Source organism: Streptomyces spiramenti, from assembly GCF_012034385.1.
Lineage (GTDB): Bacteria > Actinomycetota > Actinomycetes > Streptomycetales > Streptomycetaceae > Streptomyces > Streptomyces spiramenti.
The window spans coordinates 1-26226 of record NZ_JAAVJB010000028.1; the positions used below are offsets into that span (position 1 = coordinate 1).

The 26226-nt window shown below is 70.3% G+C and carries 21 protein-coding genes and 1 pseudogene; 10 read left to right on the forward strand and 12 right to left on the reverse strand.

Features of this window, described 5'->3' with window-relative positions:
* Positions 1-131 precede the first annotated feature (131 nt).
* On the reverse strand, positions 132-1328 hold the full coding sequence (locus HCJ92_RS06050) for an ROK family protein (protein WP_167932417.1): 1197 nt from the start codon (positions 1326-1328) through the stop codon (positions 132-134).
* A gap of 295 nt (positions 1329-1623) precedes the next feature.
* Between HCJ92_RS06050 and HCJ92_RS06055 the strand changes: the two genes are divergently transcribed.
* Complete coding sequence (locus tag HCJ92_RS06055; RefSeq protein ID WP_167932392.1) at positions 1624-1953, forward strand: hypothetical protein; 330 nt, start codon at positions 1624-1626, stop codon at positions 1951-1953.
* A 69-nt stretch (positions 1954-2022) separates the two neighbouring features.
* On the opposite strand, the gene HCJ92_RS06060 is transcribed toward HCJ92_RS06055, so the two are convergent.
* The 4 genes from HCJ92_RS06060 to acnA form a co-directional block, all read right to left on the reverse strand.
* Entirely contained in the window at positions 2023-2952 is a 930-nt protein-coding gene (locus HCJ92_RS06060) for a carbohydrate ABC transporter permease (protein WP_167932393.1), read from the reverse strand.
* An 18-nt stretch (positions 2953-2970) separates the two neighbouring features.
* Positions 2971-3918 carry a carbohydrate ABC transporter permease gene (locus tag HCJ92_RS06065; RefSeq protein ID WP_167932418.1) on the reverse strand — a complete coding sequence of 316 codons (948 nt, stop codon included), beginning with the start codon at positions 3916-3918 and terminating at the stop codon, positions 2971-2973.
* A 240-nt stretch (positions 3919-4158) separates the two neighbouring features.
* Positions 4159-5583, reverse strand: a complete 1425-nt coding sequence (ngcE, locus tag HCJ92_RS06070; protein ID WP_167932394.1) for an N-acetylglucosamine/diacetylchitobiose ABC transporter substrate-binding protein — start codon at positions 5581-5583, stop codon at positions 4159-4161.
* A gap of 561 nt (positions 5584-6144) precedes the next feature.
* Complete coding sequence (gene acnA / locus HCJ92_RS06075; protein ID WP_167932395.1) at positions 6145-8859, reverse strand: aconitate hydratase AcnA; 2715 nt, start codon at positions 8857-8859, stop codon at positions 6145-6147.
* Positions 8860-9508: 649 nt separating this feature from the next.
* Here acnA and HCJ92_RS06080 point away from each other — a divergent pair.
* The 7 genes from HCJ92_RS06080 (at position 9509) to HCJ92_RS06110 (ending at position 16122) form a co-directional block, all read left to right on the forward strand.
* A complete protein-coding gene (locus HCJ92_RS06080; protein ID WP_275942256.1) occupies positions 9509-10435 on the forward strand; it encodes an AfsR/SARP family transcriptional regulator in 927 nt (308 codons plus the stop codon).
* A gap of 69 nt (positions 10436-10504) precedes the next feature.
* Complete coding sequence (locus HCJ92_RS06085; protein WP_167932397.1) at positions 10505-10645, forward strand: lasso RiPP family leader peptide-containing protein; 141 nt, start codon at positions 10505-10507, stop codon at positions 10643-10645.
* Between the two features lie 282 nt (positions 10646-10927).
* Positions 10928-11080 carry a lasso RiPP family leader peptide-containing protein gene (locus tag HCJ92_RS06090; RefSeq protein WP_209310773.1) on the forward strand — a complete coding sequence of 51 codons (153 nt, stop codon included), beginning with the start codon at positions 10928-10930 and terminating at the stop codon, positions 11078-11080.
* Between the two features lie 77 nt (positions 11081-11157).
* A complete protein-coding gene (locus HCJ92_RS06095) occupies positions 11158-12978 on the forward strand; it encodes an asparagine synthase-related protein (RefSeq protein ID WP_167932398.1) in 1821 nt (606 codons plus the stop codon).
* Positions 12979-12980: 2 nt separating this feature from the next.
* Positions 12981-13253, forward strand: coding sequence for a PqqD family peptide modification chaperone (locus HCJ92_RS06100; protein WP_167932399.1), 273 nt, complete (start codon positions 12981-12983; stop codon positions 13251-13253).
* Positions 13250-13666, forward strand: a complete 417-nt coding sequence (locus HCJ92_RS06105; protein WP_167932400.1) for a lasso peptide biosynthesis B2 protein — start codon at positions 13250-13252, stop codon at positions 13664-13666. The genes HCJ92_RS06100 and HCJ92_RS06105 overlap by 4 nt, the downstream gene beginning before the upstream one ends.
* The gene (locus HCJ92_RS06110; RefSeq protein ID WP_338054042.1) at positions 13663-16122 is read left to right on the forward strand and encodes an ABC transporter ATP-binding protein; all 2460 of its coding nucleotides are present in this window, start codon (positions 13663-13665) and stop codon (positions 16120-16122) included. Before HCJ92_RS06105 ends, HCJ92_RS06110 begins: the two co-directional genes overlap by 4 nt.
* A gap of 95 nt (positions 16123-16217) precedes the next feature.
* Here the strand turns inward: HCJ92_RS06110 and HCJ92_RS06115 are convergent, their stop codons facing one another.
* Positions 16218-16577, reverse strand: coding sequence for a GntR family transcriptional regulator (locus HCJ92_RS06115; RefSeq protein WP_167932421.1), 360 nt, complete (start codon positions 16575-16577; stop codon positions 16218-16220).
* 7 nt (positions 16578-16584) lie between these two features.
* Positions 16585-17574, reverse strand: coding sequence for a DUF1648 domain-containing protein (locus tag HCJ92_RS06120; RefSeq protein ID WP_167932401.1), 990 nt, complete (start codon positions 17572-17574; stop codon positions 16585-16587).
* 189 nt (positions 17575-17763) lie between these two features.
* Between HCJ92_RS06120 and HCJ92_RS06125 the strand changes: the two genes are divergently transcribed.
* Both HCJ92_RS06125 and HCJ92_RS06130 read left to right on the forward strand, forming a co-directional pair.
* Positions 17764-19293 (forward strand): UDP-N-acetylglucosamine 1-carboxyvinyltransferase, encoded by a 1530-nt coding sequence (locus HCJ92_RS06125; RefSeq protein ID WP_167932402.1) that lies wholly within the window; start codon positions 17764-17766, stop codon positions 19291-19293.
* Between the two features lie 640 nt (positions 19294-19933).
* Positions 19934-20760, forward strand: a pseudogene (locus tag HCJ92_RS06130) (pentapeptide repeat-containing protein).
* Between the two features lie 456 nt (positions 20761-21216).
* On the opposite strand, the gene cas6e reads toward HCJ92_RS06130, so the two are convergent.
* The 5 genes from cas6e to casA are packed head-to-tail and all read right to left on the reverse strand — an operon-like array spanning position 21217 to position 26212.
* Positions 21217-21882 (reverse strand): type I-E CRISPR-associated protein Cas6/Cse3/CasE, encoded by a 666-nt coding sequence (gene cas6e, locus HCJ92_RS06135; RefSeq protein WP_167932403.1) that lies wholly within the window; start codon positions 21880-21882, stop codon positions 21217-21219.
* Positions 21879-22706 carry a type I-E CRISPR-associated protein Cas5/CasD gene (gene cas5e, locus HCJ92_RS06140; RefSeq protein ID WP_167932404.1) on the reverse strand — a complete coding sequence of 276 codons (828 nt, stop codon included), beginning with the start codon at positions 22704-22706 and terminating at the stop codon, positions 21879-21881. The genes cas6e and cas5e overlap by 4 nt, the downstream gene beginning before the upstream one ends.
* Positions 22703-23875 carry a type I-E CRISPR-associated protein Cas7/Cse4/CasC gene (cas7e, locus tag HCJ92_RS06145; protein ID WP_167932405.1) on the reverse strand — a complete coding sequence of 391 codons (1173 nt, stop codon included), beginning with the start codon at positions 23873-23875 and terminating at the stop codon, positions 22703-22705. Before cas7e ends, cas5e begins: the two co-directional genes overlap by 4 nt.
* 26 nt (positions 23876-23901) lie before the next feature.
* The gene (locus HCJ92_RS06150) at positions 23902-24576 is read right to left on the reverse strand and encodes a type I-E CRISPR-associated protein Cse2/CasB (protein ID WP_167932406.1); all 675 of its coding nucleotides are present in this window, start codon (positions 24574-24576) and stop codon (positions 23902-23904) included.
* 28 nt (positions 24577-24604) lie between these two features.
* Entirely contained in the window at positions 24605-26212 is a 1608-nt protein-coding gene (gene casA / locus HCJ92_RS06155; protein ID WP_167932407.1) for a type I-E CRISPR-associated protein Cse1/CasA, read from the reverse strand.
* Positions 26213-26226 lie beyond the last annotated feature (14 nt).

A 26226-nucleotide genomic window follows, 5' to 3' on the forward strand; every position in this document is an offset into this window, starting at 1 on the left:
GCCGACGGCCGCTGCCGCGCCCGGCCGACGCACTGCCCGATCGGGCCGAGGCACTGCCCGATCGGCGCCCGCCGGCGGCCTCACCGGCCGTGGCACGGCAGACGACGGGGACGCCGCGGCGTGACGTGTGCTCAGCCCTGTTCGTCCCGGCGGCCCGAGGCGGAGCCGATCAGCACCCCGTCGCCCATCTCCCGCAGCGCGAGCGCGAGGGCGCCCAGCACCTCCGCCCGGCCCCCGAGCGCACCGGCCACCAACGACAGCTGACGCGCCGCGCTGGGAATGGTGTAGCGGCGCACCGCGGCCCGCATCGGCTCCAGCACGAGGTCACCGGCGTCCGCCAGCTCGTCACCGATGACGACGCGGCTGGGACCGAGGACGTTGCACAGCTGCGCCACCCCGCTCCCCACGTGGTGGGCGATGTCCGCGAGCACCCGCCTGCAGCCGGCGTCCCCCTCCCGGGCCGCGCGCACCACGCCCGCCATCGTCAACCCGGGGCCGTGGGTGGCGGCCAGCAACGGCAGGACGTAGCGGGAGGCCGCGAAGGTCTCCAGGCAGCCCCGGTTGCCGCAGCGGCACACCGGGCCCGACTCGTCCAGCGTGATGTGCCCGATCTCCCCGGCGCTGCCTCCCGGGCCTCGGTAGATCTGGCCGTTGATCACCAGGCCGGCCCCGACACCGCTGGCGACCTTGACGTAGGCGAGGTCCGCGCAGCCCCGGCCGCTCCCCCACACCAGCTCGCCCAGGGCGCCGAGGTTGGCGTCGTTGTCGACATAGACCGGCGCACCGAGCCGTCGGCTCAGCTCCTCGCGCGGGTTGGTGCCGTGCCACCCGGGCAGCAGCGCGGTGGCGTCGATGACGGAGCGCTCGGAGTCGATCGGCCCGGGTACCCCGAGCCCGACTCCGATGATCTTCCTGCGGGTGGTACCGGCGGCGGCGAGCAGCCCGTCGACCATGCGCTCCGCCAGCTCGAAACCGGCGTCCGCGGCGGAGTCCACGTCGAACGGCTCGGACTCCTCGGCCAGTACCTGGTGCGCAAGGTTTCCCACCGCCACCCGGAGGTGCGAGTGGCCGAAATCCACCCCGACGACGACGCCCGCGTCGCTCGACAGCGAGACGCTGCGCGCGCGTCGCCCCCCGGCGGAGGTGTCGCGCACGTCGATCGTGCCGAGCTCTCGCAACTCCCTCACGATGTTGGAGACCGTGGCGGCGGAGAGCCCGGTGGTGCGGGCGATCTCCGCCTGCGTCAACGCGCCGGCACCGCGCACCGCGCGCACCACCCGCTCCAGGTTGGCCCGGTGCAGCGACGACTGCGACCCAGGAGTCTGCACCACGGCGGGCTCCCCCTTCAGTTCGACTCGGCGGGACCGCGCGGACCCACCGGTCGCACCACTATAGAAACGCACCGACGCCCCAGGCACACGACGGGGACCGTCCGTGACGGGTCCTCGACTGCGACACAGTTCGACAGAGAGGGCGTCCCAGCATGCGCCCCCGAGCGGTTCCGCGACTTCGCAGTGCAGCTACACCACGGCCGGCCTCGCAGCCGAGCCGTGGGACGACGGGACCAAACGCCCGCTCGGCGTCAAGGTGACCCTCCCTTCCGGGGCGCAGGTGTGGCACGCCGTGACCGTGCAGAGCCCGGAGGGCGAGAAGTCCTCGGAGCCCGAGAAGATCGTCGAGGGCGATGCCCCGGCGGCAGAGCCGCTTCCCGACATGACGTCGAGGGTGCCGGTCCCCACGGTCGAGGCGTTTCTGGCGGGGGCGATCCGCAACGCGGGCAGCACCGAGGTGTCCGGGGTGTACAGCTACTCCGGACGGGAAACCCCCTCCGTACACCCCGGCTTCGGGGTCACGTTCCACAGCGGCGCGAAGGCGTTCTGCGTCTTCGTGCACGTGGCGGGGCCGGGCCAGGGCCGCCCAGGCAGCGCCTACGACATCCCCTCGGAGGTCTGATGCGGGATCGGACGCACGCCCCGGTGAGCGAGGCCGGGGGCGCACCATCGGACGGTGAGCGCCCCTGAGTCACTTCAGCGCGCCCGCCGTCAGGCCGGCCTGGACCTGCCGCTGGAAGGTTACGTAGACGACCAGGACGGGGAGCATGGCGATGGTCAGACCGGCGTACAGCGCGCCCCAGTCGCCCTCGTATCCCATCTGCACCATCAGCGCGGCGAGCCCCTGCGGCAGCACGTAGTCGTCACGGCTGCCGACGTTCAGCACCCGGGGCAGCACGAACTGATTCCACTGACCAAGGAAGTTGAAGATCCCGATGGAGATGAGACCGGGCTTGGCCATCGGCATCATGATCTGCCAGAACGTGCGGGTGTGCGAGGCGCCGTCGACGATGGCTGCCTCGTGCACGCCGCTGGGCAGGGTGCGGAAGAACGCCGTCAGGAAGAAGATCGTGAACGGCAGCGAGTACGCGATGTACACCAGGATCAGCCCTGGCCTGGTGTTCAGCAGCCCGAGGTTCTGGAGCATGAAGAACAGCGGCACCAGCGCCAGGAAGATGGGGAACATCAGCCCGCCGATGAACAGCAGGTGCAGCGCGCGGTTGCCCCGGAAGGTGTAGCGGGCGATCACGTAGGCGGCCATCGAGCCCAGCAGCATCGTCCCGGTGAGGGATCCCGACAGGATGATGAGCGAGTTGAGGGCGTACCGCCCGATGTTCGCCTCTGCCCAGGCGTTGGCGAAGTTGGCCCAGTGCAGACCGCTGGGGAAGCCGAACGGGTCGCTGAGCACCTCGGCGGAGGTCTTGAAGGCGGAGACTGCGATCCACAGCAGCGGAGCGGCGGCCATGACGGTCCACAGCACGAGGAAGGAGTGGGCGAAGACGTTGAGTACGCCGCCCTCCTCCGTCACGCGCCCGCCCGAGGGCCGCGGTTCGGCGGGGCCGGGGCGCTCGGGGCGGAGTTCCCCGTCCTCGGCACGGTCGGCGGTGTCGGTGGTGCTCATGGTGTTCCCTCTCCCCGCTCAGAACTCGATCCGGTCACGCCGGCCGACGCGCATCATGAGCAGCGCGAAGGTCAGGGTGATGACGAACAGGACGACCCCCACGGCGGTCGCGTAGGCGGCCTGGCCGTCCCGGAACGCCTTGAGGTAGAGGAAGGTGGGCAGCACGTCGATGCCCTGGCGCGGAATCATGATGGAGACGATCGCGAACGCGTCGAGCGCCTGGATGCCCATGTAGATCCAGCCGGTCCTGATGGCGTCCCAGGTCAGCGGGAAGGTGATCCGGAAGAAGGTCGTGGACCGGTTGGCCCCGTCGAGCAGCGACGCCTCGTAGATCTCCTTGGGGATCGACCCCATCGACGCGGAGAAGAGCACCACGTAGAAGCCGACGAAGGACCAGCACAGCACCAGCAGGGTCACCCACAGCCCGTACTTGCCGAGCCAGTCGTTCTGGGTCAGCGCGCCGAGCCCGACGTTCTCCAGCAGCGGGTTGACCACGCCGGAGCGGGGGCTGAACGCGCGCGCCCAGATCACGGCGATGATGGCGACGGACAGGACCTGCGGGAAGAAGTACACGATCTTGTAGAACTTCGAGCCGAAGACCCCGGAGACCGTCTCGTTGCGGCGGTGCCGCCCGCCGGCGTTGAGCATGTAGGCGAAGAACAGCCCCAGTGCCAGCGTGATCACCGGGGCGAACACCAGCAGGAAGAGGCTGTTGCGGGTCGCCTCCCAGAACTGGGAGTCGTTCCAGAGGCGTACGTAGTTGTCGATGCCGATGAAGTTGAACTCGGTGCCGTAGCCGGACCAGTCCGTCATCGAGTAGTAGAACGCCTGCACGAACGGCCAGGCGACGAGCAGGAGGTAGAAGGCGAGCGGCAGCAGCGTGAACCACGCCACGAAGCGGTACTTGTCGAGCGCCCGGTAGCGCCGGTCGTACTTGACCGCGTCCGGGGTCAGGGAGGGCGGCAGGAAGAACGCCAGGACCAGCCGGCGGGTGGGCACACCCGGCCGGACCTCCGGCCGCGGTCGCTCCGGCGGCCTCTCGTGAGCTGTCGGGTGGGACCTCACTGTGCATTGCGCCCCGTCTTTCGTCGTCGGTCCTCTGTGGGTGGCCGCCTCGGCGGCCACGGCTGGGCACGGGTCGGCGGCGGAGCGGGCGGGCCCGCGCCACGTCCGCCGGTGGCCGCCTCGGCGGCCACCGGCGGCCGGTCAGAGGTACTTCTCCACGTTGTCGTCCTGGGCGATGCGGTCCGCGGCCTGCTGGATGCGGTCGGTCGCCTGCGCCGCGGTCAGCTCGCCGGCCATCATCTGGCCCATGGCGACGCCCATGTGGTCGATGAACAGCTCCGCGTACCAGTCGCGGAACCGCGGCACGATGATGTTGTCGCCGGCCCCCTGGATGGCCTGCTGTGCGCTGGCCAGTCCCGGGGGGAGGTCGAGGTCGTCGGCGGAGCCGGCGACGCAGGTGAGCGAGGCCACCTTGTCGGTGAAGTTGCGCGCCATGTCGTTGCTGAGCATCATCCGCAGGTACTCCATGCCGGCGGCACGGTTCTTCGCGTTCTGGGGCACGAGGAAGGGTTCACCGGCCGCGGCGTAGATGACGCCGTAGGGCAGCACGTCGGAGGAGTCCAGCCCGGTCGGCGCACCGACGGCGAGGTCGAAGTCGTCGGGGATGACCTCCTTCGACTCGTTCTCCACCCAGGAGCCGTTGGGGATGAACAGTGCACGCCCCTGGGCCCACTCCGTCTGGGAGTCGATGTGGTCGATGCCCGGGGTTCCGGGGAGCACCAGGCCGCGGGCCGCGAGCTCCTCGAACGCCTCGAAGGTGGCGACCACGGCGTCGGCCTTCCAGGCGTCCGGCTCCAGCCGGTCGATGGCCTCCATGACCTCCTTGCCGCCGACCTTGACGGCCATCGGCAGCATGGAGAAGGCCAGGTAGCGCGCGTGCTGGCCCGCGTAGGTCCAGCCGTAGACGTCGTGGTCGCGGCGGGCCTTCTCGCAGACGCGGATCATCTCGTCCCAGGTCTGCGGGAACTCCTCCTCCAGCGTGTCGTTGAGGAAGCGCTTGGAGTACCAGGTGCCGTGGACGGTGTAGACGTAGTTGAGGTGGTAGGAGGCGTCGTCGCCGTACTGGCCCACCTCGATGGTGCCCGGTAGCAGCGTGTCGCGGACAGGTACGTCCGGGTCGTCCCAGGACGGCGCGTCGAAGAGTTCGGTCAGGTCGGCGATCTGGTTGTCGCGGATCAGTGCCGGATGGGGCATCTGGTTGGCGCCCGAGTTGTTGATCATGTCGGGCGGGTTGCCGCCCACCAGGCGCGGCTGCATCAGCTGGCTGATCTCCTGGGTGGAGTCCAGCGTGACGGAGCCGTAGCTCTCCTCGAAGAGCTTCGCGGTGTCGCGGGCGTACTCGTCGCCGAACCCGCCGTCGAAGATGACCACTTCGACGCCGCCGTCCTCGGCGACACCGAACGGGTTGCGGTCGCTCACCTCGCCGGATCCGGTGCTGTCGCCGCCGTTGCCGCCCCCGCCGCTGGCGCACGAGGTGAGCGCGGCCACGCCGGGGACGGTGAAGGCACCGGCCAGGGCGGACCGCTTCAGCAGCGTTCGCCGGTTCAGGTGGGAACTGGAGGTCATGCGCGGGTCCTCGCCTTCCTACAGGACGCTGCGGATGTCCCGGCCCCCCGTCCGCCGTCTCGACGCGTCGGGCCCGACACCGCAGGTCTACTCAGCTGCTCAGCCATGCCACGCAGGCTCTTCTGACGCCGTACCGACCGAGGGCGCCGACGCCCGTCGACGCCGGGGTCACCCGGGTGCCGACAGGTATAGTCCGGTCTCCCGGAGGCGGCAAGAACGAAGACAACTTTCACCGGTGGGCTTTTCCGAGTCGATACCTCCCCGACACACGGCACGGGCCGGAGCTTTCAGCGAGAAGATACGGCCATTGGTCCACCACATCGTGAAGGCGCCGCCGGGAATGGTCCCGACGGCGCCTTCACCTGCACCGTTCACCGGACGTCACGACGCCCGTTCGAGTGGTCACCCACCCGGCGCTCCCCCAGGTGACGCAACGGACACCCGGGGTGACGCGAGTGGCGGGGAGGCTCACCGCCCCGCCTTTCACCCGTCGTTCAAGGATCAACCGTTCGGCGGCGCGGTGCCGCCGCCGAACGGGCGATCTGACGGGCCCTGCGGAAGTTACTTCCGGATCAGCGAACGCAGCACGTACTGCATGATGCCGCCGTTGCGGTAGTAATCCGCCTCGCCGGGGGTGTCGATGCGGACGACCGCGTCGATCTCCACGCCGGTGTCGGTGGTGACCTTCATGGTGGCGGGGACGCCGCCCTCGTTGAGGCCGGTGACGCCGGTGACGGAGAAGGTCTCCTCACCGGTGAGGCCGAGGGAGGCGGCGGACTGACCCTCGGGGAACTGCAGCGGCAGCACGCCCATGCCGATCAGGTTCGAGCGGTGGATGCGCTCGTAGGACTCGGCGACGACGGCCTTCACGCCGAGCAGCGCCGTGCCCTTGGCGGCCCAGTCGCGGGAGGAGCCGGAGCCGTACTCCTTGCCCGCGAGGATCACCAGCGGGGTGCCCTGCTCGATGTAGTTGCGCGAGGCGTCGTAGATGAAGGAGACCGGACCGTCGGGCTGGGTGAAGTCCCGGGTGTAGCCGCCCTCGGTCCCGGGCGCGATCTGGTTGCGCAGCCGGATGTTGGCGAAGGTGCCGCGGATCATGACCTCGTGGTTGCCGCGGCGCGAGCCGTAGCTGTTGAAGTCGCGACGGGCGACGCCGTGCTCGGTGAGGTACTTGCCGGCGGGGGTGTCCGCCTTGATGGCACCGGCGGGCGAGATGTGGTCGGTGGTCACCGAGTCGCCCAGCTTGGCCAGCACACGGGCGCCGGAGATGTCCTGCACGGGCGACGGATCGGCGGTCATGCCCTCGAAGTAAGGGGGCTTCCGGACGTAGGTGGACTCGGGGTCCCACTCGAAGGTGTTGCCGGTCGGGATCGGCAGGGACTGCCACTGGGCGTCACCGGCGAAGACGTCGGCATAGGACTCGCCGAACATCTCCTCGCCGATCGCGGAGGCCACGACCTCCTCGACCTCTGCCTCGGTGGGCCAGATGTCCTTGAGGAAGACGGGGTTGCCGTCGGAGTCGAGGCCGAGCGGCTCACGGGTGATGTCCACCGTCATGGAGCCGGCCAGCGCGTACGCGACGACGAGCGGGGGCGACGCCAGGTAGTTCATCTTGACGTCGGGGTTGATCCGGCCCTCGAAGTTGCGGTTGCCGGAGAGGACCGAGGTCACCGCGAGGTCCGCCTCGTTGACGGCGACCGAGACCTCGTCGGGCAGCGGGCCGGAGTTGCCGATGCAGGTGGTGCAGCCGTAGCCGACCAGGTTGAAGCCCAGCTTGTCCAGGTAGGGGGTCAGCCCCGCGCGGTCGTAGTAGTCCATGACGACCTTGGACCCGGGCGCCAGGGTGGTCTTCACCCACGGCTTGCGGGTGAGACCGCGCTCGACCGCCTTCTTCGCCACCAGCGCCGCGCCGACCATGACGGTCGGGTTGGAGGTGTTGGTGCAGGAGGTGATGGCGGCGACGGTGACCGCGCCGTGGTCGATCTCGTAGGTGCTGCCGTCGGGGGCGGTCACCTGCGTCGGATTGCTCGGGTGACCGCTGGAGACGGCCGGCGCGTCGGAGGCCGGGAAGGACTCCTTGCCCGCCTCCTCGTCGTCCGTGACGTAGTTGCGCACGTCCTGCGCGAACTGCTGGGCGGCCTCGGCCAGGACGATGCGGTCCTGGGGACGCTTCGGGCCGGCGATGGAGGGGACGACCGTGGAGAGGTCGAGCTCCAGCTTCTCGGAGAAGTCGGGCTCGGCGGCCGGGTCCAGCCAGAGACCCTGCTCCTTGGCGTACGCCTCGACCAGGGCGAGCTGCTGCTCGCTGCGACCGGTCAGCTTGAGGTAGCGGATGGTCTCGCCGTCGATCGGGAACATTGCGGCGGTGGAGCCGAACTCCGGCGACATGTTGCCGATGGTCGCGCGGTTGGCCAGCGTGGTCTCGGAGACGCCCTCGCCGTAGAACTCGACGAACTTGCCGACCACACCGTGTTCGCGGAGCATCTCGGTGATGGTGAGCACCAGGTCGGTGGCGGTGGTGCCCGGGTTCAGCGAACCGGTCAGCTTGAAGCCCACGACGCGCGGGATCAGCATCGAGACCGGCTGGCCCAGCATCGCGGCCTCGGCCTCGATGCCGCCGACGCCCCAACCCAGGACACCGAGGCCGTTGACCATGGTGGTGTGGGAGTCGGTGCCGACCAGGGTGTCGGGGTACGCCTGCCCGTTGCGGACCATGACGGTGCGGGCCAGGTGCTCGATGTTGACCTGGTGGACGATGCCGGTACCCGGGGGGACGACCTTGAACTCGTCGAAGGCGGTCTGGCCCCAGCGCAGGAACTGGTAGCGCTCGCGGTTCCGGCCGTACTCCAGCTCGACGTTCTGCTGGAACGCGTCGGGCGTGCCGAACTTGTCGGCGATGACGGAGTGGTCGATGACCAGCTCGGCGGGGGCCAGCGGGTTGATGCGGGCCGGGTCGCCGCCCAGCTCCTTGACGGCCTCACGCATGGTGGCGAGGTCGACCACGCAGGGGACGCCGGTGAAGTCCTGCATGATCACGCGCGCGGGCGTGAACTGGATCTCCTGGCTGGGCTTGGCCTGCGAGTCCCAGCCGCCGATCGCGCGGATGTGGTCGGCGGTGATGTTCGCGCCGTCCTCGGTACGCAGCAGGTTCTCCAGCAGGACCTTGAGGCTGTAGGGCAGCCGGGCGGCGCCCTCCACCTTGTCCAGCCGGAAGATCTCGTATGACTCGTCCCCCACGCTGAGCGTGGAGCGGGCGTCGAAGCTGTTCGCCGACACGACAGTCTCCTTCGGTGCATGATGTGGCGCGTCCGCCCGCCATTCAAGCCGCCCGGCTCCGGGTCGACCCACTGAGGTCACCCTCAGTTCTCCCCGACGGGCGGGGCTCTCAAGATATCTCGATGTCGAGATAACTCTAGTGCATGGCGGCGGGCCGAGCCCGGCGACCCCGCCGTTGCGGCGCCCGGGGCGGCCGGGCACCGGGGCGTCGGCCGACCGCCGCACCCGTCGCGCTCCCGGACCCTGAGAGCACGTTCGAGACCCCACGCCGGGCCCGCGACGCCGGCTACGGCCATCTGCTGCGTTGTCAGGAACACCCGAATACAACCCGGTATGAGGGTGCCCCTCCGCCGCGCACCCACCGCGGACCGGATTCTCCGAGGCGGACGCCGTATCCCCGGGAGAACGCCACACCGCACCCACAAACGGAATGCCACACACCGGAACGTGAATTCGCCCGGACCGCAAGGTACCCGAATCCTGACCTTGGCGATACACGACTGATACAGCTCCTGATCACGCAGCCGGCGAACCGATACCGCACAGACCCTTACCCCGCCGGGTGCGCCCCACTTCTCCGGGCGAGCGCCGTTTCACCGTCTCATTTCCTTGACGGCGAACTGCGCACCCTGCAACGCTGCGTGATCGCATGCGTCGGCACGGAGACAGGGAGCGGCGGCGCGCGACGCACCGGTCACGTACAGACCTCTTTAGTCATGGGAGCAGAAACACTGACCGCCGGCCGATCGGCAACGGAGGACACACAGTGAGTCGGGAATGCAAAACCGCACCGGGTACCGGTTTCCGTTTCTCGATTCTCGGGGGCCTGGACCTGAGAATCGACGGCACACGCCCAGAGACACCGACAGGGAAGCAGCACACACTCTTCGCCGCACTCCTCCTGCATCCCGATCGCGTGCTGTCGGTAGAAGAACTCACCGAGTACCTCTGGGAGGACTCACTCCCCCAGCATCCCGCGGCGGCCCTTCAGACGGTGGTGACCCGGGCCCGGCGAGCACTGTCCGGCGAGGCAAGAGCCCGCGACGTGATCCGCCGCCATCGGGCGGGATACGGATTGGCGGCCTCGGGCTGCTGGGTGGACCTGGTCGAGTTCCGCGCGCTGGTCCGTCGCGCCGACGCGGCTCGGCGCGACGGGAACCACCGGAGGGAGTCGCAGCTGCTCGGCGCCGCCCTGGACCTCTGGTCCCGGCCGGCGCTCCCGGACGTCGCATCCGAGTCGCTGCGGCGCGCCGTCCTGCCGAGGCTCACCGAAGAGTGGCTGGCATCCGCGGAGCGACGGGCGGAGGTCGACCTCGCTCTCGGACGCCTGCAGGGGCTGGTCCCGGAGCTGACCAGCCTGGCGACGACCTTTCCCTACCACGAAGGGCTGTGGCGGGCGCGCATGCTCGCCCTGCACCACTCCGGCAGGGACACCGAGGCGCTCCAGGTGTACGCGGAGTTCCGGGACCGCGCACGCTCCGAGCTCGGCACCGACCCCGGCAGCCGCATGAAGGCCGCACACCTCGCCGTGCTCCGTGGCGACAAAGACCGCCCGGGCACAGCGAAAGAGCGATGAACGAACTCTGAAAGCCGCCCGGGCTAATGTCTTTCCTGAACGCACATCCCGTTTCCCGAAGGAGGAGATATGAAGGACACCACCGCCACGCTGTACGAGGCGCCGAAGCTCATCGACGCCGGTGACTTCGCCAAGGTCACCCTCGGCCGGAACAGCTGGGGCTTCGACAGCTCCATGCTCTGCCGGTGGATCAACTGCCAGCCCGCTTGATCCCTGCATCGGAGCACCGGGCGGCAGGGGAGACAACTGCACCGACCGGCGGTCACCGACGGCCCGTGAGTATCAGCTCCGGGAATTCCCGGCGCGCCGCTCCCGCCGTTGCCGGCCGGGTATTCGACGGCGTTGTCCCCTGCTACCCGATCATCTGTCGGCGGAGCTGAGACCCGGCGAGGTCCGGCATCACCGCAGACGGATTTCACACGGATCACCTGATTCCGTCAGGGCCCCTTTCGCAAGGGGCTGATCCGGACACCGCAGTCCGCACCAGGACGCATGACTGGAGGAAACATGAAGGACACCAACACCTCGCTCTACGAGGCGCCGGCACTCATCGAGGCCGGAGACTTCACGAAGGTCACCCTCGGCCGGGTCAGCTGGGGCTTCGACAGCTCGATGCTCTGCCGCTGGCTGAACTGCCAGGTCTGATCACCGCGACGGGGCGCGTCGGCCGGTTTCCGCCGGCGCGCCCCGGTGCGGAAGCCTCACCGAGGAGGGAATGAGCGATGCGATTCGTCGTACGGCCCGACTGCCTGCTGCCCCCCGCATGGACCGCGTTGCCCCGGGGTCCCCGGACGATCGACCACCCTTCCGGGCGGCCTTTCGTGTCCGGGACGTGGGAGGACCACGAAGTCGTCTCCGCGACCGCGCGCGGCGTCCGGATCGTTCTGCTCGGCGTGTTCGACACGGACAGCGACGCACTCGTCGAGCACTGCGTGCGGTTGGACAGCGGCGGCAGTGTCGACGCGCTGACCTCGTCCGTGGCGGGCGCCTACCACCTGCTGGTCTCCGCCGACGGTTTCGTCCGCGTGCAGGGGACCCTGTCGTCCCGCTGTTCGGTGGTTCACCGGACCCTCGACCGTGTCACGGTGGCGTCGGACAACCCGGCGGCGCTTGCCACGGGGAACGACCTGTCGCAGGTCTCGCCCGAGAGGCTGGCGCGGCGACTCGTTGCGCCGCTGCCCCCGTGGCCGTTGGGCCAGGCCCCCGTGTGGGACGGTGTGCACGCCCTGCCTGCGGGACACCACCTGGGATTGGACCGCGCCGGGCACGCCCGCACCGCGCGGCACTGGACCGCGACGGAAGCCGCTGTCCCCATGAGCGAGGCGGCTCCGGCGGTCGCCGGTGCTCTGCGAGGCGCGGTGCGCGCCAGGCTGCGCGCCCACCGCACGATCAGCGCCGACCTGTCCGGGGGGCTCGATTCGACGAGCCTGTGCTTCCTGATGGCGGCCGAGGAGCCGGGCTGCCTCACCACCGAGACAGGGGCTGCCCGACGCATGATGACGTTCCGCTGGGAGGTCGCGGACCCGAACAACGACGACAGGCAGTGGGCGGAGTTCGCCACCACCCGGCTCCCGGGCGCGTTGCATCACGTGGAGGGCGGCGACGATGCGCCGAGTTGGTTCAGCCGGCTGGCCGAACCGTGCGACGACCTGGAAGCTCCGCATGCCTGGATCCGGACCCGCGCCCAGGACATGCACAAGACGCGGCTGCTGGCGGAACACGGCGCGACCGCGCACGTGTCGGGTGACGGCGGGGACGAGCTCTTCCACGCGACCCCGACACATCTGCACGCGCTGATGCGCACGAACCCTCTCGTCGCTCTGTCGCATGCGCGCCGCTACCGCGCGCTCTACCGGTGGGGGCGTCGGGCGACGGTGACGGGTCTGGTCCGCTCACGCAGTTTCCGCGATGCCCTCCTGTCGACCGCGGACACCCTGCGTGCTCCACTCGGAGTCGCGACCGGCAGGCCGGACTTCGGGTGGGGCGCCGAGACCCGGATGCCGGGCTGGGCGAGCGACGACGCGGTGTCCGCGGTGCGCGACGCCGTGAGCGACCTGGCCGGGACAGCTCCCCTGGCGCGGTCGGCTCCGCAGCACCTCCTGCTGGCCGACGCCCAGACTGCGGGCGAGGTGACACGACAGCGCTCACGGCTGTCGGAGCGGGCGGGGCTCTCCTTGCACGCGCCTTTCCTCGACGACCACGTCATCGAGGCCGCGCTCGCCGTCCGTCTGGCCGACACGGTCCCGGTCGACCGCTACAAGCCGGCCCTGACCGAGGCGATGCGGGGCATCGTGCCCGCGCGCGTGCTCCAACGCCGGACCAAGCACGAGTTCAGCGCAGACGCCTACGCCGGCCTGCGCCGCAACCGGCCGGCGCTCGTGAGCCTGTGCGAGGACATGCGCTTGGAGAAGCTCGGCCTCGTCGATGCCGCGGCCTTCCGCGCAGCCCTTACCGCCCCTCACCTCAACGCTTTCAGCATCATCCCGCTGATCCCGACCCTGGCCTGTGAGAACTGGCTTCGGTCCCTGCCCGACGGAGGATAGCGATGGCTTACAGACTCGCCGACGGAGTGACCGTGACCGAAACGGACGGGGGCACCGTGATCCTCGACCTCAGGAACGGCGCGTACCGCCTTCTCAACGAGAGCGGTGCCACCGTCCTGCGGCACCTCACCGAGCACGGAACGGAAGGCGACGCGTCGACCGGTGCGATCGCGGAACTCAGCGCGCGGCACCCGGAGGCCGCCCACGACATACCCGACGACGTACATCTCGTGGTGCAGGCGCTGTTGGAGGCGAAGGTCGTGGAGCGGTCATGAGCATTCCGGTGACGTTGGAACCGAGAGCTTCGCGCGACACCGTCCCGCGGGGCCGCAGGGTCGCCGCTCGCGTCGCGGTCGCGGTCGCCTTCCAGTTGCGTCGCTGCCGGCCGCAGCGTCTGCGCCGGCTCATGGAGCTGGCAGGGCGGGGAGCACGGCCGGCCACCTCGGCCGAGGCGCTGGATGCACGCGAGGCAGTGGTGGCGGTCAGCGTCCACTGCGCCGGGCAGGGCTGCCTGGAGAGGTCGATCGCCACGTTTCTCCTGTGCCGACTCTCCGGTCGGGTGCCGGAGTGGCGCACCGGGGTGCGCCTGGAGCCGTTCCGCGCGCACGCCTGGGTGGCGGTCGGCGGCGTTCCGGTCGGTGAGCACGAGGAAGTCGCCACGTACGCCGTGACGATGGCGGTCCGGTGAGCGCCTGGTGGTCCGCCGCGGGACAGGCGCTGATCGTGGTCGTCTTCGCCATGTCCACGGTGGGCAAGTTCAGGAGCCGGGCACGGTTCCGTTCCTTCGCCACCTCGGTGGAACAGCTGCCTTTCGTGCGGGGTCCGCGGGTCGCCGCCGCCCTGGCGGTCCTGGTGCTCCCGTGCGAGGTCGCGGTCGTCGCCGCGGTGCTGCATCCGGGGACGACCCGGCTCGGGCTGGCTCTGGCCGTCGGCCTACTGCTGTTGTTCTGCGCAGTCTCGCTGAGCGTCATGCGTTCGGGACTTCTCGTGGACTGCCGCTGCTTCGGTCAGCGCGCGGTGATGGGAGGAGCGACCGTGGTCCGCAACCTCCTCATGGCCGGCATGGCGGTGGTGGGCGCTCTAGGAGCCGAAGGCGTGCTCACAGACGTGGCCGGCTGGGCTGAGCGCCCCGTGTGGACGGCGACCGCCACTGCCGCGGGGCTCGCGCTGGCGCTGGCGCTCACCCAGCTCTGGGACGTGGTGGTGGGCGGCCACGTGCAGCGCTCACTGCTGCGCGCGCAACGATCGGAACCGGCTCGGGCCGCACTCGCCTCCGAGGGCGCCCCGGGCGCGACCGCGCCCCCGGGCCAGGCCGGTGGGTCCGCCACCGGCGGTCGGGCCGGGGAGCTGACGGTCGACCTGGACGACGGGCGTGGCGCGACCGGAGCGCCATCGGGAGCCGGCCAGGTGGGCCTCGGTGCTCTGCTGCCGTATCTGCGGCCCCACCTGCGGGTGTTCGTCGCAGTCTCGGTGCTCTCGGTGGCGACGGCGACGGGCATGCTCGCCCAGCCGATGCTGATCCGGTCGGTCCTGGACGGCCTGCACCTCGGTACCCCGGTCGGTGGGCTGCTGCTGACGCTGGTACTCCTGCTGCTGTTCGCCGGAGCTGCGTCCGCGGTCCGGGACTACCTTCTGCACCGCACGGGGGAAGGTGTGGTGCTCTCCGTACGGCAGCAGCTGGCCGCCAGAATGCTCCGCCTTCCGATGTACGAGTACGACCGCCGCCGCACCGGAGACCTGTTGGCACGGTTGAGCAGCGACACGACCCTGCTTCGTTCGGTCGTGACCGGCGGCCTCATGGAGCTTCTGAGCGGGGTCGTGGTGCTGTTCGGCGCCGTCGGCATGATGCTGATGCTGGACCCGCTGCTCTTCGCGGTCACCGTACTGGGCCTCACGGGCGCGGTGGGCGCGGTGGCGGTCGCCCAGCGAATCCAGGGGGCCTCCACCGCTGCCCAGGAGAAGCTGGGCGAGATGACCTCCGCCACCGAACGGGCGGTCTCCGGCATTCGGACGGTGCGGGCAGCCAGGGCCGAGGAACGTGAGACGCGGGAGATCAGCCGCAGCGCCACGGGGGCCTACCGCGCGGGCCTGCGTATCGCCCGGCTGCGGGCGTTCGTCGGGCCGCTCATGACCTCCGCTGTCCAGGTCGCCTCACTCATCGTGCTGGGCGTCGGCGGCAGCCGCGTCGCCGCGGGAGCCATGAGCATCGGTGACCTGGTGGCGTTCGTGGCGCTGTTGTTCCTCATGATGATGCCGATCCTGCAGGCCGTCGGCGCCTACGCGGATCTGCAGACCGGGCTCGGAGCGCTGCGCCGCATCGAGGAGGTGCTCTCCCTGAGGGAGGAGACCGCCGACGACCGCCCGACGACTCCGGCACCCGGCGGCACCGTCCGGCACCCGGCGGCCGGGCCACCGGCCGCGGTCGAGTTCGACGGGGTGACCTTCGGCTACTCTGCGGCGGACCCGGTGCTGCGCGAGGTGAGCTTCCGCGTGCCGCACGGATCACGCTGCGCCCTGGTGGGACCGTCGGGCGGCGGCAAATCCACGACGCTCGCGCTGATGGAACGGTTCTACGACGTCGACCGCGGCGCCGTGCGGGTGGACGGGGTGGATGTGCGCGACCTGCCCCGTGCGGAGTTGCGCGGCCGGATCGGCTACGTCGAGCAGGACGCTCCGGTGCTGGCGGGGAGCGTCCGGGAGAACCTGCTGATCGCCACTCCGGAGGCTGACGACGAGGCACTTATGGCAGCACTGCGCGCCGCGCATCTGACCGAGCTGGTCGAACGCTCGCCCGCCGGTCTGGACGCTCCGGTAGGTGAGTCCGGGGTGCTCCTCTCCGGGGGGCAGCGTCAGCGCCTCGCACTCGCCCGCACCCTGCTGACCGGCGCACCGATCCTGTTGCTGGACGAGCCCACCAGCAACCTGGACGCCCGCAGCGAGCACGCGCTGCGTCTGGCGATCGACGCCGTCGCCGAGCAACGCACCCTGCTGGTCGTGGCACACCGGTTGGCGACCGTCGTCGACGCCGACCAGATCGTGGTGTTCGACGAGGGGAGGGTGGTGGCGGCGGGCGGGCACGACGAGCTGACTCGCGACAGTCCGCTCTACCACGAGCTGGCCGCGCATCAGTTGCTCGTCCGGTAGGACGCTCGCGTCCCACCGTGAGGCGCCCGCTCCTCCGGGTCGGGACGAGCGGCCCTTCTGAGCGGCCCGGTCGAAGGCGACCGACAACGCCGCCCTCAGCCGTCCGTCAGTGCGGAGCGGACCAGCGCGAGGAGCTGTTCGTCGGTGAGGCCGAGCTCCCGGCCGTCCTCCACCAGGACCCGGAGGTCGGCCGCCAGGCGGGCGCGTGCCTCGGGCTGGACGCCGGTGACCACCGCCCCCCGGCCGCGTCGCAGCTCGATCAGCCCCTCGTCACGCAGCTGCTGGTAGCCGCGGAGGACGGTGTGCACGTTGACCCCCAGGGACGCCGCCAGCTCCTTGGCGGAGGGCAACCGCTCTCCCGCACCGGCGCGTCCCTCGGAAATGGCACCGCGGACCGAGGCTGCGATCTGGTCGCCGAGCGCGACCGGGGAGGCCGTGTCGAGTCGGAACAGCACGTTGTGATCACTCGTCCTCATCGCGCCGGCGTCCCGCCAGCGCGTTCAGTGTTTCGGCGGCCTGCCGGGCATCCCCGACCACCACGACGAACTCCCGCCCGGAACGCAGGCGTACACAGAGTGCCTCACCGGAGCGCATCACCACACCGGTGGCACCCGACCGCACCCGGTACCCCCAACCGCCGAACTCCCGGAAGGCGTTGACGTCCCGCACGCCGGCCGACGCCACCTCGTCCAGGTCGATGGTCTTCGCCGGTGCGGCCAACCCCGACGGCGCCACCCGGAGACCGCGCCGGTCGACCGTCACCGTGACCCGCGCGAGGGCGGCCACCGGCACTGCCGAGAGGAGCGAGAGAACCGCCGCCATCCACAGGCCGAGCAGTGCGCACACCAGGGAGGACAGCAGCACGAGCACGGCAGTGACGACCATGACGCGCGAACCGACACGACGGGACCACACCAGCACCTCGCCCTTGGCCAGGGGCACGGCCGCCGCTGCGGCAGTGGCAGGACCGGCAGTGGCCGGCACACCGGCCTCGGGCACGGCGCCCACGATCCACCACGAGAGCGTCCCCGCGACACCGGCCGTGGCCACTGCCGTGAACAGGTCGGTCAGCGCGAGCCGGGCGTCCGCGGCCCGGGCCAGGTCGAGATTGGCCGCGGTGGCGGAGGTCAGCACGGCACCCAGCAGGCCGGCGGTGGCGGCGCCGCCCGCGACCAGCAACCGGGCCGCGGGTTCCACCACCCTCGGGACGCCGACCATCGCCGCGAACATCCCGCCCATGCCGACCAGCAGCGGTACGGCGGTCCAGAGCAGGGCGGCGCGCCCCGCGAAGCCGTCCGCCTCCCCCGAGCTGCCGAAGTGGGAGGCCATCGGATCGGGCAGCCGGTCCCACCAGATCACCAGCGTCCCCGCCACCACGGCCAGCGCGACCACGTAGGCGGTCGCCACCACCAGTACCGCGCGCATCTTCCACTGCCGCTGGACTCCCCGCATCGAACCCCCTCCGCGGCCACTGCTTCAAGTGGCACCACCAGTTACTCGCGAGAGCTCATTATTCGCATGCAACTAGAACAATGCAATCCCCAAGGACGCCCCAGTGACGGAGGTCACGACACGCGGCACCGTGAGCCAAACGGCCCACCCTGCGCGAGTGAATCTCATATCTGAGATATGGTCGTCGACATGAGCGACGACTACCTCTCCCGCATCGGCAAGCTCATCCGCGACGCCCGGCAGCACCGGGGCTGGACACAGCTGCAGCTGGCGGAAGCGCTGAACACCAGTCAGAGCGCTGTCAACCGCATCGAACGCGGTAACCAGAACATCAGCCTTGAGATGATCGCCCGAATCGGTGAAGCCCTCGACTCCGAGATCGTGTCCCTCGGCTACTCGGGCCCGATGCACCTCCGCGTGGTCGGCGGACGCCGGCTCAGTGGCTCCATCGACGTCAAGCCCTCCAAGAACGCCTGCGTCGCGCTGCTCTGCGCCTCACTGCTGAACTCCGGCCGGACCGTGCTGCGCCGAGTGGCGCGCATCGAAGAGGTGTTCCGGCTGCTGGAGGTCCTCAGCTCCATCGGCGTCCGGGTGCGTTGGATCAACGACGGCGACGACCTGGAGATCGTGCCGCCGGCCGAACTCGCCCTGGACGACATCGACGCCGACGCCGCGCGCCGCACCCGCTCGATCATCATGTTCCTCGGCCCGCTGCTGCACCGCGTCGACCAGTTCAAGCTGCCCTACGCGGGCGGCTGCGACCTCGGCACCCGCACGGTCGAGCCGCACATGACCGCGCTGCGCCGCTTCGGGCTGGAGATCGCCGCCACCGACGGCACCTACCACGCACAGGTCGACCGCTCCGTCACCCCCGAGCGCCCGATCGTGCTGACCGAGCGCGGGGACACCGTCACCGAGAACGCGCTGCTGGCCGCCGCGCGGCACCCGGGCGTCACGGTCATCCGCAACGCCTCGTCCAACTACATGGTCCAGGACCTCTGCTTCTTCCTGGAGCAGCTGGGCGTACGGGTGGAGGGTGTCGGCACCACCACGCTCACCGTCCACGGCCTCGCCGAGATCGACCGCGACGTCGACTACTCCCCCTCCGAGGACCCGGTCGAGGCGATGAGCCTCATCGCCGCGGCCGTCGTCACCTCCTCGGCACTGACGATCCGCCGGGCGCCGGTGGAGTTCCTGGAGGTCGAGCTCGCGGTGCTGGAGGGCATGGGGCTCGACTACGACCTCACCCCCGAGTACGCCGCCGACAACGGCCGCACCCGGCTCGCGGACGTCACCGTCCGGCCCTCCAAGCTGGAGGCGCCGATCGACAAGATCCACCCGATGCCGTTCCCCGGCCTCAACATCGACAACGTGCCGTTCTTCGCGGCCATCGCCGCCTCGGCGCACGGTCAGACCCTCATCCACGACTGGGTCTACGACAACCGCGCCATCTACCTGACCGACCTCAACCGGATCGGCGGCCGTCTCCAGCTGCTGGACCCCCACCGCGTCCTGGTCGAGGGCCCCACCCGCTGGCGCGCCGCCGAGATGATGTGCCCGCCCGCGCTGCGGCCGGCCGTCGTCATCCTGCTGGCGATGATGGCCGCCGAGGGCACCTCGGTGCTACGCAACGTCTACGTCATCAACCGCGGCTACCAGGACCTCGCCGAGCGCCTCAACTCGGTGGGCGCCCAGATCGAGATCTTCCGCGACATCTGACCGGCGGGGTGTCGTGCCCCTGAGCGCCAGGGGCACAACACCGGCGCCATCTCGACCGCCTGCGGACACACCAGCTCAGGCGCCTCGCCGTTCCGTCCGCGACACCTCGTACGACGCCTGCGCAGCCTGACCGTGAACGGACCAGGATCCGCCACGGGTGCCCGGGGGCTCGACGGCACACGAAGGGTCGGCACCGCAGCCCGCTGCCGGCCGTGCCCCTTTCCTTGTCGGCCGGGCCGCAGGGCACGCGGGCTGCCACACGATGCGATACAGGCGGTCGGCCCCGGCGCCCTGCCTTCGACGCAGTCCGGGCTCCGGGAGACACGGGATGCCGGTGATCTGCAGAACCTCCGGCTGCCCCGGGGGCCGAGTGACCGTCACCTTCCAGACCGCCGACTGAGGAGACGGCCCCTTGGGGGCGCCCGCCGCCCCGGTCCGGTGGTCGAAAATGTGGCGACAGTGTGGTCGGACCGTGGAAAGCTCCTCGCACGAAGCACCGCGACGGGCTGCTCGTGTCCTCGTCTCTACCCTCTTCGGCCGGTCTGCTCCGATCCTCACGAAACAGAGCCCTTCCTGTTGAGGGCAACAGGAGCGCCGCGCACGTGCCTCCTTCGCCGCACGCATACCCAGGAGTCACCGGTTGTCCCAGCGCACCTCGCACGCCGCCCACCCTGACCTTCAAGGCAACTGCGGCGACTGCTTCGGGCTGTGCTGTGTAGCACTGCCCTTCTCACGGTCGGCTGACTTCCCGGTGAACAAGTCCGCCGGCACACCCTGCGGAAATCTCCAGAAGGACTTCCGCTGCGGAGTCCACGAGCAGCTGCGCGACAGGGGCTACCACGGCTGCGCGGTGTTCGACTGCTTCGGCGCCGGCCAGAAGGTCTCCCGGGTCACCTTCACAAGCGTCAGCTGGCGTGATGAGCCCGACTCGGCCCGCACGATGTATGAGGTCTTCCCCATCGTGCGCCGGCTCCACGAGCTCCTCACGTACATCGCGCAGGCCCTGGACCTGTCCTCGGCACGGCCCGTCCACCGGGATCTCCGCCGCGCGTACGAACAGATAGACGCACTCACCCGGGAGACGCCCCGACCTTGCTCGCCATCGATGTCGACGCGCTGCGCGCCACGGTCGACCCGCTGCTCCTGCGCACCGCCGAACTGGCACGGGCGGCGGTGCCGGCGAGCGGGAGGAACCACCGGAGAGCCGACCTCGTCGGCGCGCGGCTGCACGGCGCGCAACTGCGGGGCGCCGACATGCGAGGGGCCCTGCTCATCGCGGCTGACCTCTCCGGCGCCGACCTCCGCGACGCCGACCTGATCGGCGCGGACATGCGAGACGCCGACCTGCGTGGGGCGGACCTCCGCAACGCGCTGTTCCTGACTCAGTCTCAGCTTGACGCCGCGCGGGGTGACGCGCGCACGCAGATTTCCCCTCCGTTGACACACCCGCCGCACTGGGCCACCTGAAGCGGACCGTCGAAGGCGGCCTCGGGGAGTCTCCGAGGCCGGCGGAACCGCTCAGCGCGGGGAATCGAGTCGTGGGGGGAACGGGCGGGCATTCGGTCGGGCAGCATCCTGCCGCGGCTCGGGCCGGTGTCGCCGTCCGGTGAAACCGCCTCACCCGCCGCGACGCCCTGCCGAAGGCCGCCCGTCCGTTCCGTGACGGGCACGGAACAGGTTCACCCGTGCAGCCGCCCGTCCCGGCGCACACCCTCGCCCGGAGCGGTGCGCGCGCCTCCGATCAGCCCGTGCAGGGCGGCCTGCCGTCCCGTCGGCCACCGTGCCCCAGCCCGGACGGCGGACCGCGACCGGCCAATCGCCCCTGGGCCACTGCCGTCACGGTCCCCGCGCCGGGGGTCGACCAGCCCCACGGGCGACCACCCGCACGGTTGGCCGCGGGGCGGCGCTCAGGAGCTCAGCAGCTCATCGCGCGGGGGCGATGCTGAGAAGGCCACATCCGTGTGCCTTGCCCCGACCGACGCCCGTGGCGATCTTCTCGCGGAGCAGTTCCGCGTCGAGGACGCGAGCGACTCCGTCGAACTGCGTGCGGGCGTGCTGAACTCGTGGACGCGCGGCAGTGCCCTTCGAAGCCGGTCGACCGCGAACCGCCGGGAGCGGGTGGGCGTTGATCTGCAACGGTTCCAATCCCCCGGCGGCGGACTGTCGTTCCCACCACTCAACCGCGGCGTTGCCGCTCAACGACACGACCGGCGGCAGCCCGTAGGCCTCCCGGGCGACGGTCCCGGGCTTGCGCACCGGATTGGCCACGCACCGGTAGTTGACCAGCATGCCCTTCTCCAGGCCCGACAACAGGGTGTCGAGCGACCGCGTTTCGACCTTCCCGTAGGCGTCGGGAAGGCGTGAGGAGTCGGGTTCCACCTGGCTCTGCAGCAGCACGTGCGGGCCCCGCGGACCGTCCTCGGCGCGGAACAGGACCCCGAACGCAGCTCGGGCCGGTCCCTCGACACCGTCGGGGAACATCTGCAGCGTCCGTTGGTGAAGCCGGAGGCCCTGGTCGCTACCGCTGAGGTCTCGCTGGGCCTCACGGGAATGAGGCGAGGGCACGATGCGGGTCAGCCACAGGATCATCGGGCGCTCCTCTCCGGCATGCTGACACGAGCTTTCATCATGTGCCTGCCGAGCGCTTCCAGGTATCCGGTGCCGAGGCCCGCGTATGCGGCGTCGGGCAGGCGGACGGATCGCCGGTACAGCGGTCGGGGCCGGTGCCGGCGCTCCAGCGGAGCGAAGGACACCGGCTCGTCGGTGACTTCCCCGCTGTGGTGATCGCCGTCCCCGCTGTCCGGCGCGTCGGAGGGAACGGGCAACACTCCGAGCGGCCGGTCCCCGTAGAACTCGACCGGCTGCGGACCGCCCCGTGGGAGCCTGGCGGCGAGCGGCAGCCGCACCAGGTGATCCAGCGGGTCGGCCACCGCCCCCAAGAGGACCGGGCCCTCCGGCGGACAGGACCTGCGGCCGAGGAACAGCGGCCACTGCGGGTCGCGCAGCGCGCCGGCACAGGTGTCCAGCAGTTCGGTGTCGTCGGAGGTGAGCGCGAGGGTGAACGCCGCATCGGCCAAGTACTGGCGCTTGGTGACCAGCGTTCCCTTACCTTCGCCCCTGCGCTTCCCGTCCACGGTGATCACCGTCTCGTCCGCGGGGCGCCCTCCGCCCACGGTGTGGAAGTCGGAGAGGACGACGCCGGGACGGTCGACCCGCACCGTCATCGACACCGCCGTGAGGTCGTCGACCAGCGCACCTCGCTCCCGCCCCAGACCAGCCGCGAGCAGACCCACGACGCCGGACCGCGTGGGGAATCTGGCGGTGTCCCGCCAGAGGTACTTGCTGTGGGTGCCCCAGGACTGCAGGGGGCCTGCCAGCCGCAGCAGCAGTCCGTGGGTGGGCCGCTCGGTCACTGCGGGACCTCGGGCAGCGCGGTGTCCAGAGCGGCGGTCGCGAGATCAGCGAAGGACTGGTGACGCTCGCCGAGATGCTCCAGCTTGTCGAAACGGAGCGAAGCGTGCGCCGCTGTCAGGACACGGTCGGGGCCCAGCAGGGCGTTGGCGGCCTCGGAGTAGGCGTCGATCGCCTCAACGGAGCGTGCGACGTATCCACCCTGCTGAGCCGACTGCACCGGCTCCTCGAAGGCAGCCGCGAAGGACAGCGGCCGGTCGGAGCGGACCGCCACATGGACCAGGTGGGGAAGCGAATGAGGCGCGGTGGAGTTCTTCTTGGCCTGCGGCAGCGACTCGATGAAGGAGAGCATGAACTGGCGGGCGAGTTCGCGAGCGGCACCGACGGCGGTGTCGCGGTCGTCGCTCAGGTTCTTGGCGAGCTCCTCCAGGTCGACCGTGGCGAACCGGTACAGAGTGCCGGTGCTGAACTCGGCGGTCCCCATGTGACCGCTGCCGGTTTCGTCGCCCTTTGTGGCGGTGACGTCGTCGACAGCCGCGAAGTAGTCGAGCTCGACCTCGGTGGCGTGCGTGGTGAAGGCGTGCGCGACCTGGACGGCACCGTCGACACCGGCCTGGTCGACCTCGGCGAGCATGCGGCCGAAGAGGTTGATGACGCCGTTCCTCCGGAGCAGGATCGTGTCGATCTTGCCTTTGAGTGCGCTCTCGGGTGCCTTTCCCTTGCCGGTGAAGTCGGTGGTGATCGCGTCCTTGTGGGCCTCGGCGACATCGGCGAGTTCCGCGACGGCGTCCTCGGGAAGGTAGACGAGCGCGTTGGTCAGGACCTTGTTCTTGATGAACTGCTTGTCCTTCCCCTTGGCCACCTCCCACTTGATGCTGCTTCCTGCCGCGACGTGCGCGCCCGCCCGTCGGGCGGCGAGCTCGTCCCACCCACGGTCGAGAAGTACTTCGGCGACCCGCTCACCGATGCGCCGCGTACGCAGCGCGTTGTCCCCGAGCGCGTCCTGGAAGTGTTCGCGGACCGCACGCTTCCACGCCTGGCTGGAGATGCGGGTGCGGAGGGCGTCCCCGTAGAGCATGGTCTTCACCGAGTTGGTGTCGTCCCGGTTCAGGTTCGCGTAGGGAACGGGCTGGACGACGTGGATGTCGAGGAACCGTGGCGTGAGGGCCATCGGGGATCTCCTGTGGGTGAGGGGGGTCAGTCACGTGCGACGGATGCGGTGATCCGGTAGAAGTCCTGCAGCCAGTGGCGGCTGATGCGTCCCGACCGGTGCGGCCAGTCGACGAGGTCTGCCAGCAACCGGTCCCAGTGGATGGGGGTTTCGGTGACGCGTACCTGGTTCACGGCGGCCGGGAGGTGCAGGTGGATGCCTCGCAGGCTCTGCCGCGTCAGCAGGTTGATGCGGCTCTCCGCGGCGCTCAGCCGCATGGAACTGCCCTTGGCCACGACGGCTTGCCCCAGAGCGGCGCCGAAGGATTCGCTCCGGGTGGGCGCCGATCGGTCGGCCTTCCCCGCTGTCCTCTCACTCTTCTGAGCGGCCTGCGTCTCCTGGTCGGCTCTGATCGCTTCCTCGTGCTCGTCGGCCTCCTGAGCGGCGGTGAAGCTGTGTCGGGGCCGAGCCGCGATCAGGGAGGCCACCGTGTAGTAGGCCTGCGCGGTGTCGTCGCACCCTGCGGGTACCAGCGTCGTCAGCAGCCGGTGCATGGGGCGGACGCGCGGATGGTCCAGGTCACGGCGCAGGCCCGCGCGCAGGGCCGCGTGGTTTCCGGGGTCTCGGCGGCAGAGGCGTTCGACTTCGGCGACGAACTCCGCGTACGTGTCGAGAGCCGTCGGACGCTTGTCCGATGCGGGGGCTTGGGCTTGGGTGGTCACGGCCTGTCCTCGGGTCGGTGGGCGCCGGTCACGACTGTTTGGCCGCGGTTCCGGTCTTCGCCCGCATGGCCTTGCGCGGGTCCTTCAGCGCGGCAAGGATGATCGCCCTGGCTCGGGTGACGGCCTTCGCTCCCCGAGCGGTACGGGTCACGGAGTCGGTCACCTCGTCGTACGCGTCGAGCGCGTGCTTCCCGAAGGCCCGGCACGCGACATCGAAGTCGAAACCGGAGTTCCCCGGGCCGTCTGAGCGGGTCAGCCGCCTGAACCTGGACCAGAACTCGTCCTCTGCCTGCGGCCAGTACCGTGCCGCCGAGGCGTCCAGCCAGGCTCCGGGGGCGTTCTTCTTGTCGTCGGTGTACTGCAGCCAGGCTTCCTTCGTGGCCCGCTCCAGCCTGTATCCGAAGAGCTCTCCCAGCTCGCGGAGTTGGCGGACGGGCAGCTCGGTGTTGACCGCGTCCTCCTCCACCCGGGAGAGGAGGACGGGGGTCGTCGCGTCGACGTACTGGTGGTTGGCGGACTGGCTGAGGTCCTGCTCGAAGCCGAGCGCCCGCACTCGGAGGTACTCCACGACGTCGAAGGCGTGGTCCATGACCGTGGGCTGGATGGGGCTCTCGTCGTCCAACTGTTTGAGCAGCAGGGCGTCGACGTCCCGCCAGAGGGAGCGGGAGGAGCGTGCGGGCCGGGAGTAGGTCTCACCGTTCTTGGCGATGTCCCAGATGAGGTAGTCGTCCTGCGGTCGGTACCGCTCGGCGTCGTAGGCCCACGTGATGTACGCGTCCGCGGTGCTCTTCCCGTCCTGGGCCGGGACGAGATACAGGGCGTGCTGCGAGCAGGCAGTGAGCCGGGAGCAGGGGCCCTGGGGCTCGGGCATCGGCTTGAGCGGATGGGGCAGCTCGTCGCACTCCCACGGGCACCGGTCGGTGTGACGGGTGACGTCGCCGTCCGGCGGGGTCAGGCCGGCCAGCAGCGTCAGGAAGAGGTTGTCGCACTCCGGGTGGTACGACAGCGCGGACCGCAGAGGCGAGGCCTTCGCGTAGTGGTGGCTCACCCCCTCGACCGCACGTCGCGAGAGGCCGCCGGGCGCTCCCCAGTAGTGCCAGGTCAGCAGCGACAACGCTGCCTGTGAGAAGTCGGGTTGGACGAGGTTGTCATGACTCCAGTGCCCGAACCAGGACTGGTTGTTGCCCGCCGCCCGGCTCATGACCAGCTTGTGGACCCCGGCGGTCTTGTTCCTGTCGCACTGCTCGGGAAGGCGGGGGTCCTGCAGCCAGGGGCGGTCACGGTCGAACAGGTCGAAACGGTGGGCCCACTGGCCGAAGTAGCCGGCGATGCCGGCCTTGCTGCCGTCGGGGAGTTCGACGGTCTCCTCGGGGAATCCCCGTTCGAGGATGTCGTCCCGCCGATCGCCCCAGCTTCCGGGGCCCGCTTCGTCCAGGGCAGTGATCCGGGCGGTGAGCGCGTACAGCAGGCGCAACAGCGCCGAGTGGGCCGGCGCTTCCGGAATGAGCAGCGTGCGGATGTCGCGCGCGTGCAGGAACAGCTCCCGGAGGCCCACGAGGGGCGGGCCCGACTTCCCCTCCAGCCATGCGACCGGGACCCATGGCTGGTCGATCAGATCGGACGCAGGCGTGACCATGTCCCTCCCCCTCC

What these genes read in the sequence shown, in the direction of transcription:
- HCJ92_RS06060 (WP_167932393.1), bottom strand. Translation starts at nt 2,952, where the DNA reads ATGAGCACCACCGACACCGCCGACCGTGCCGAGGACGGGGAACTCCGC.
- ngcE (WP_167932394.1), bottom strand. Translation starts at nt 5,583, where the DNA reads ATGACCTCCAGTTCCCACCTGAACCGGCGAACGCTGCTGAAGCGGTCC.
- HCJ92_RS06080 (WP_275942256.1), top strand. Translation starts at nt 9,509, where the DNA reads ATGCGTCGGCACGGAGACAGGGAGCGGCGGCGCGCGACGCACCGGTCA.
- HCJ92_RS06085 (WP_167932397.1), top strand. Translation starts at nt 10,505, where the DNA reads ATGAAGGACACCACCGCCACGCTGTACGAGGCGCCGAAGCTCATCGAC.
- HCJ92_RS06090 (WP_209310773.1), top strand. Translation starts at nt 10,928, where the DNA reads ATGACTGGAGGAAACATGAAGGACACCAACACCTCGCTCTACGAGGCG.
- HCJ92_RS06095 (WP_167932398.1), top strand. Translation starts at nt 11,158, where the DNA reads ATGCGATTCGTCGTACGGCCCGACTGCCTGCTGCCCCCCGCATGGACC.
- HCJ92_RS06100 (WP_167932399.1), top strand. Translation starts at nt 12,981, where the DNA reads ATGGCTTACAGACTCGCCGACGGAGTGACCGTGACCGAAACGGACGGG.
- HCJ92_RS06105 (WP_167932400.1), top strand. Translation starts at nt 13,250, where the DNA reads ATGAGCATTCCGGTGACGTTGGAACCGAGAGCTTCGCGCGACACCGTC.
- HCJ92_RS06120 (WP_167932401.1), bottom strand. Translation starts at nt 17,574, where the DNA reads ATGCGGGGAGTCCAGCGGCAGTGGAAGATGCGCGCGGTACTGGTGGTG.
- HCJ92_RS06125 (WP_167932402.1), top strand. Translation starts at nt 17,764, where the DNA reads ATGAGCGACGACTACCTCTCCCGCATCGGCAAGCTCATCCGCGACGCC.
- cas6e (WP_167932403.1), bottom strand. Translation starts at nt 21,882, where the DNA reads ATGATCCTGTGGCTGACCCGCATCGTGCCCTCGCCTCATTCCCGTGAG.
- cas7e (WP_167932405.1), bottom strand. Translation starts at nt 23,875, where the DNA reads ATGGCCCTCACGCCACGGTTCCTCGACATCCACGTCGTCCAGCCCGTT.
- casA (WP_167932407.1), bottom strand. Translation starts at nt 26,212, where the DNA reads ATGGTCACGCCTGCGTCCGATCTGATCGACCAGCCATGGGTCCCGGTC.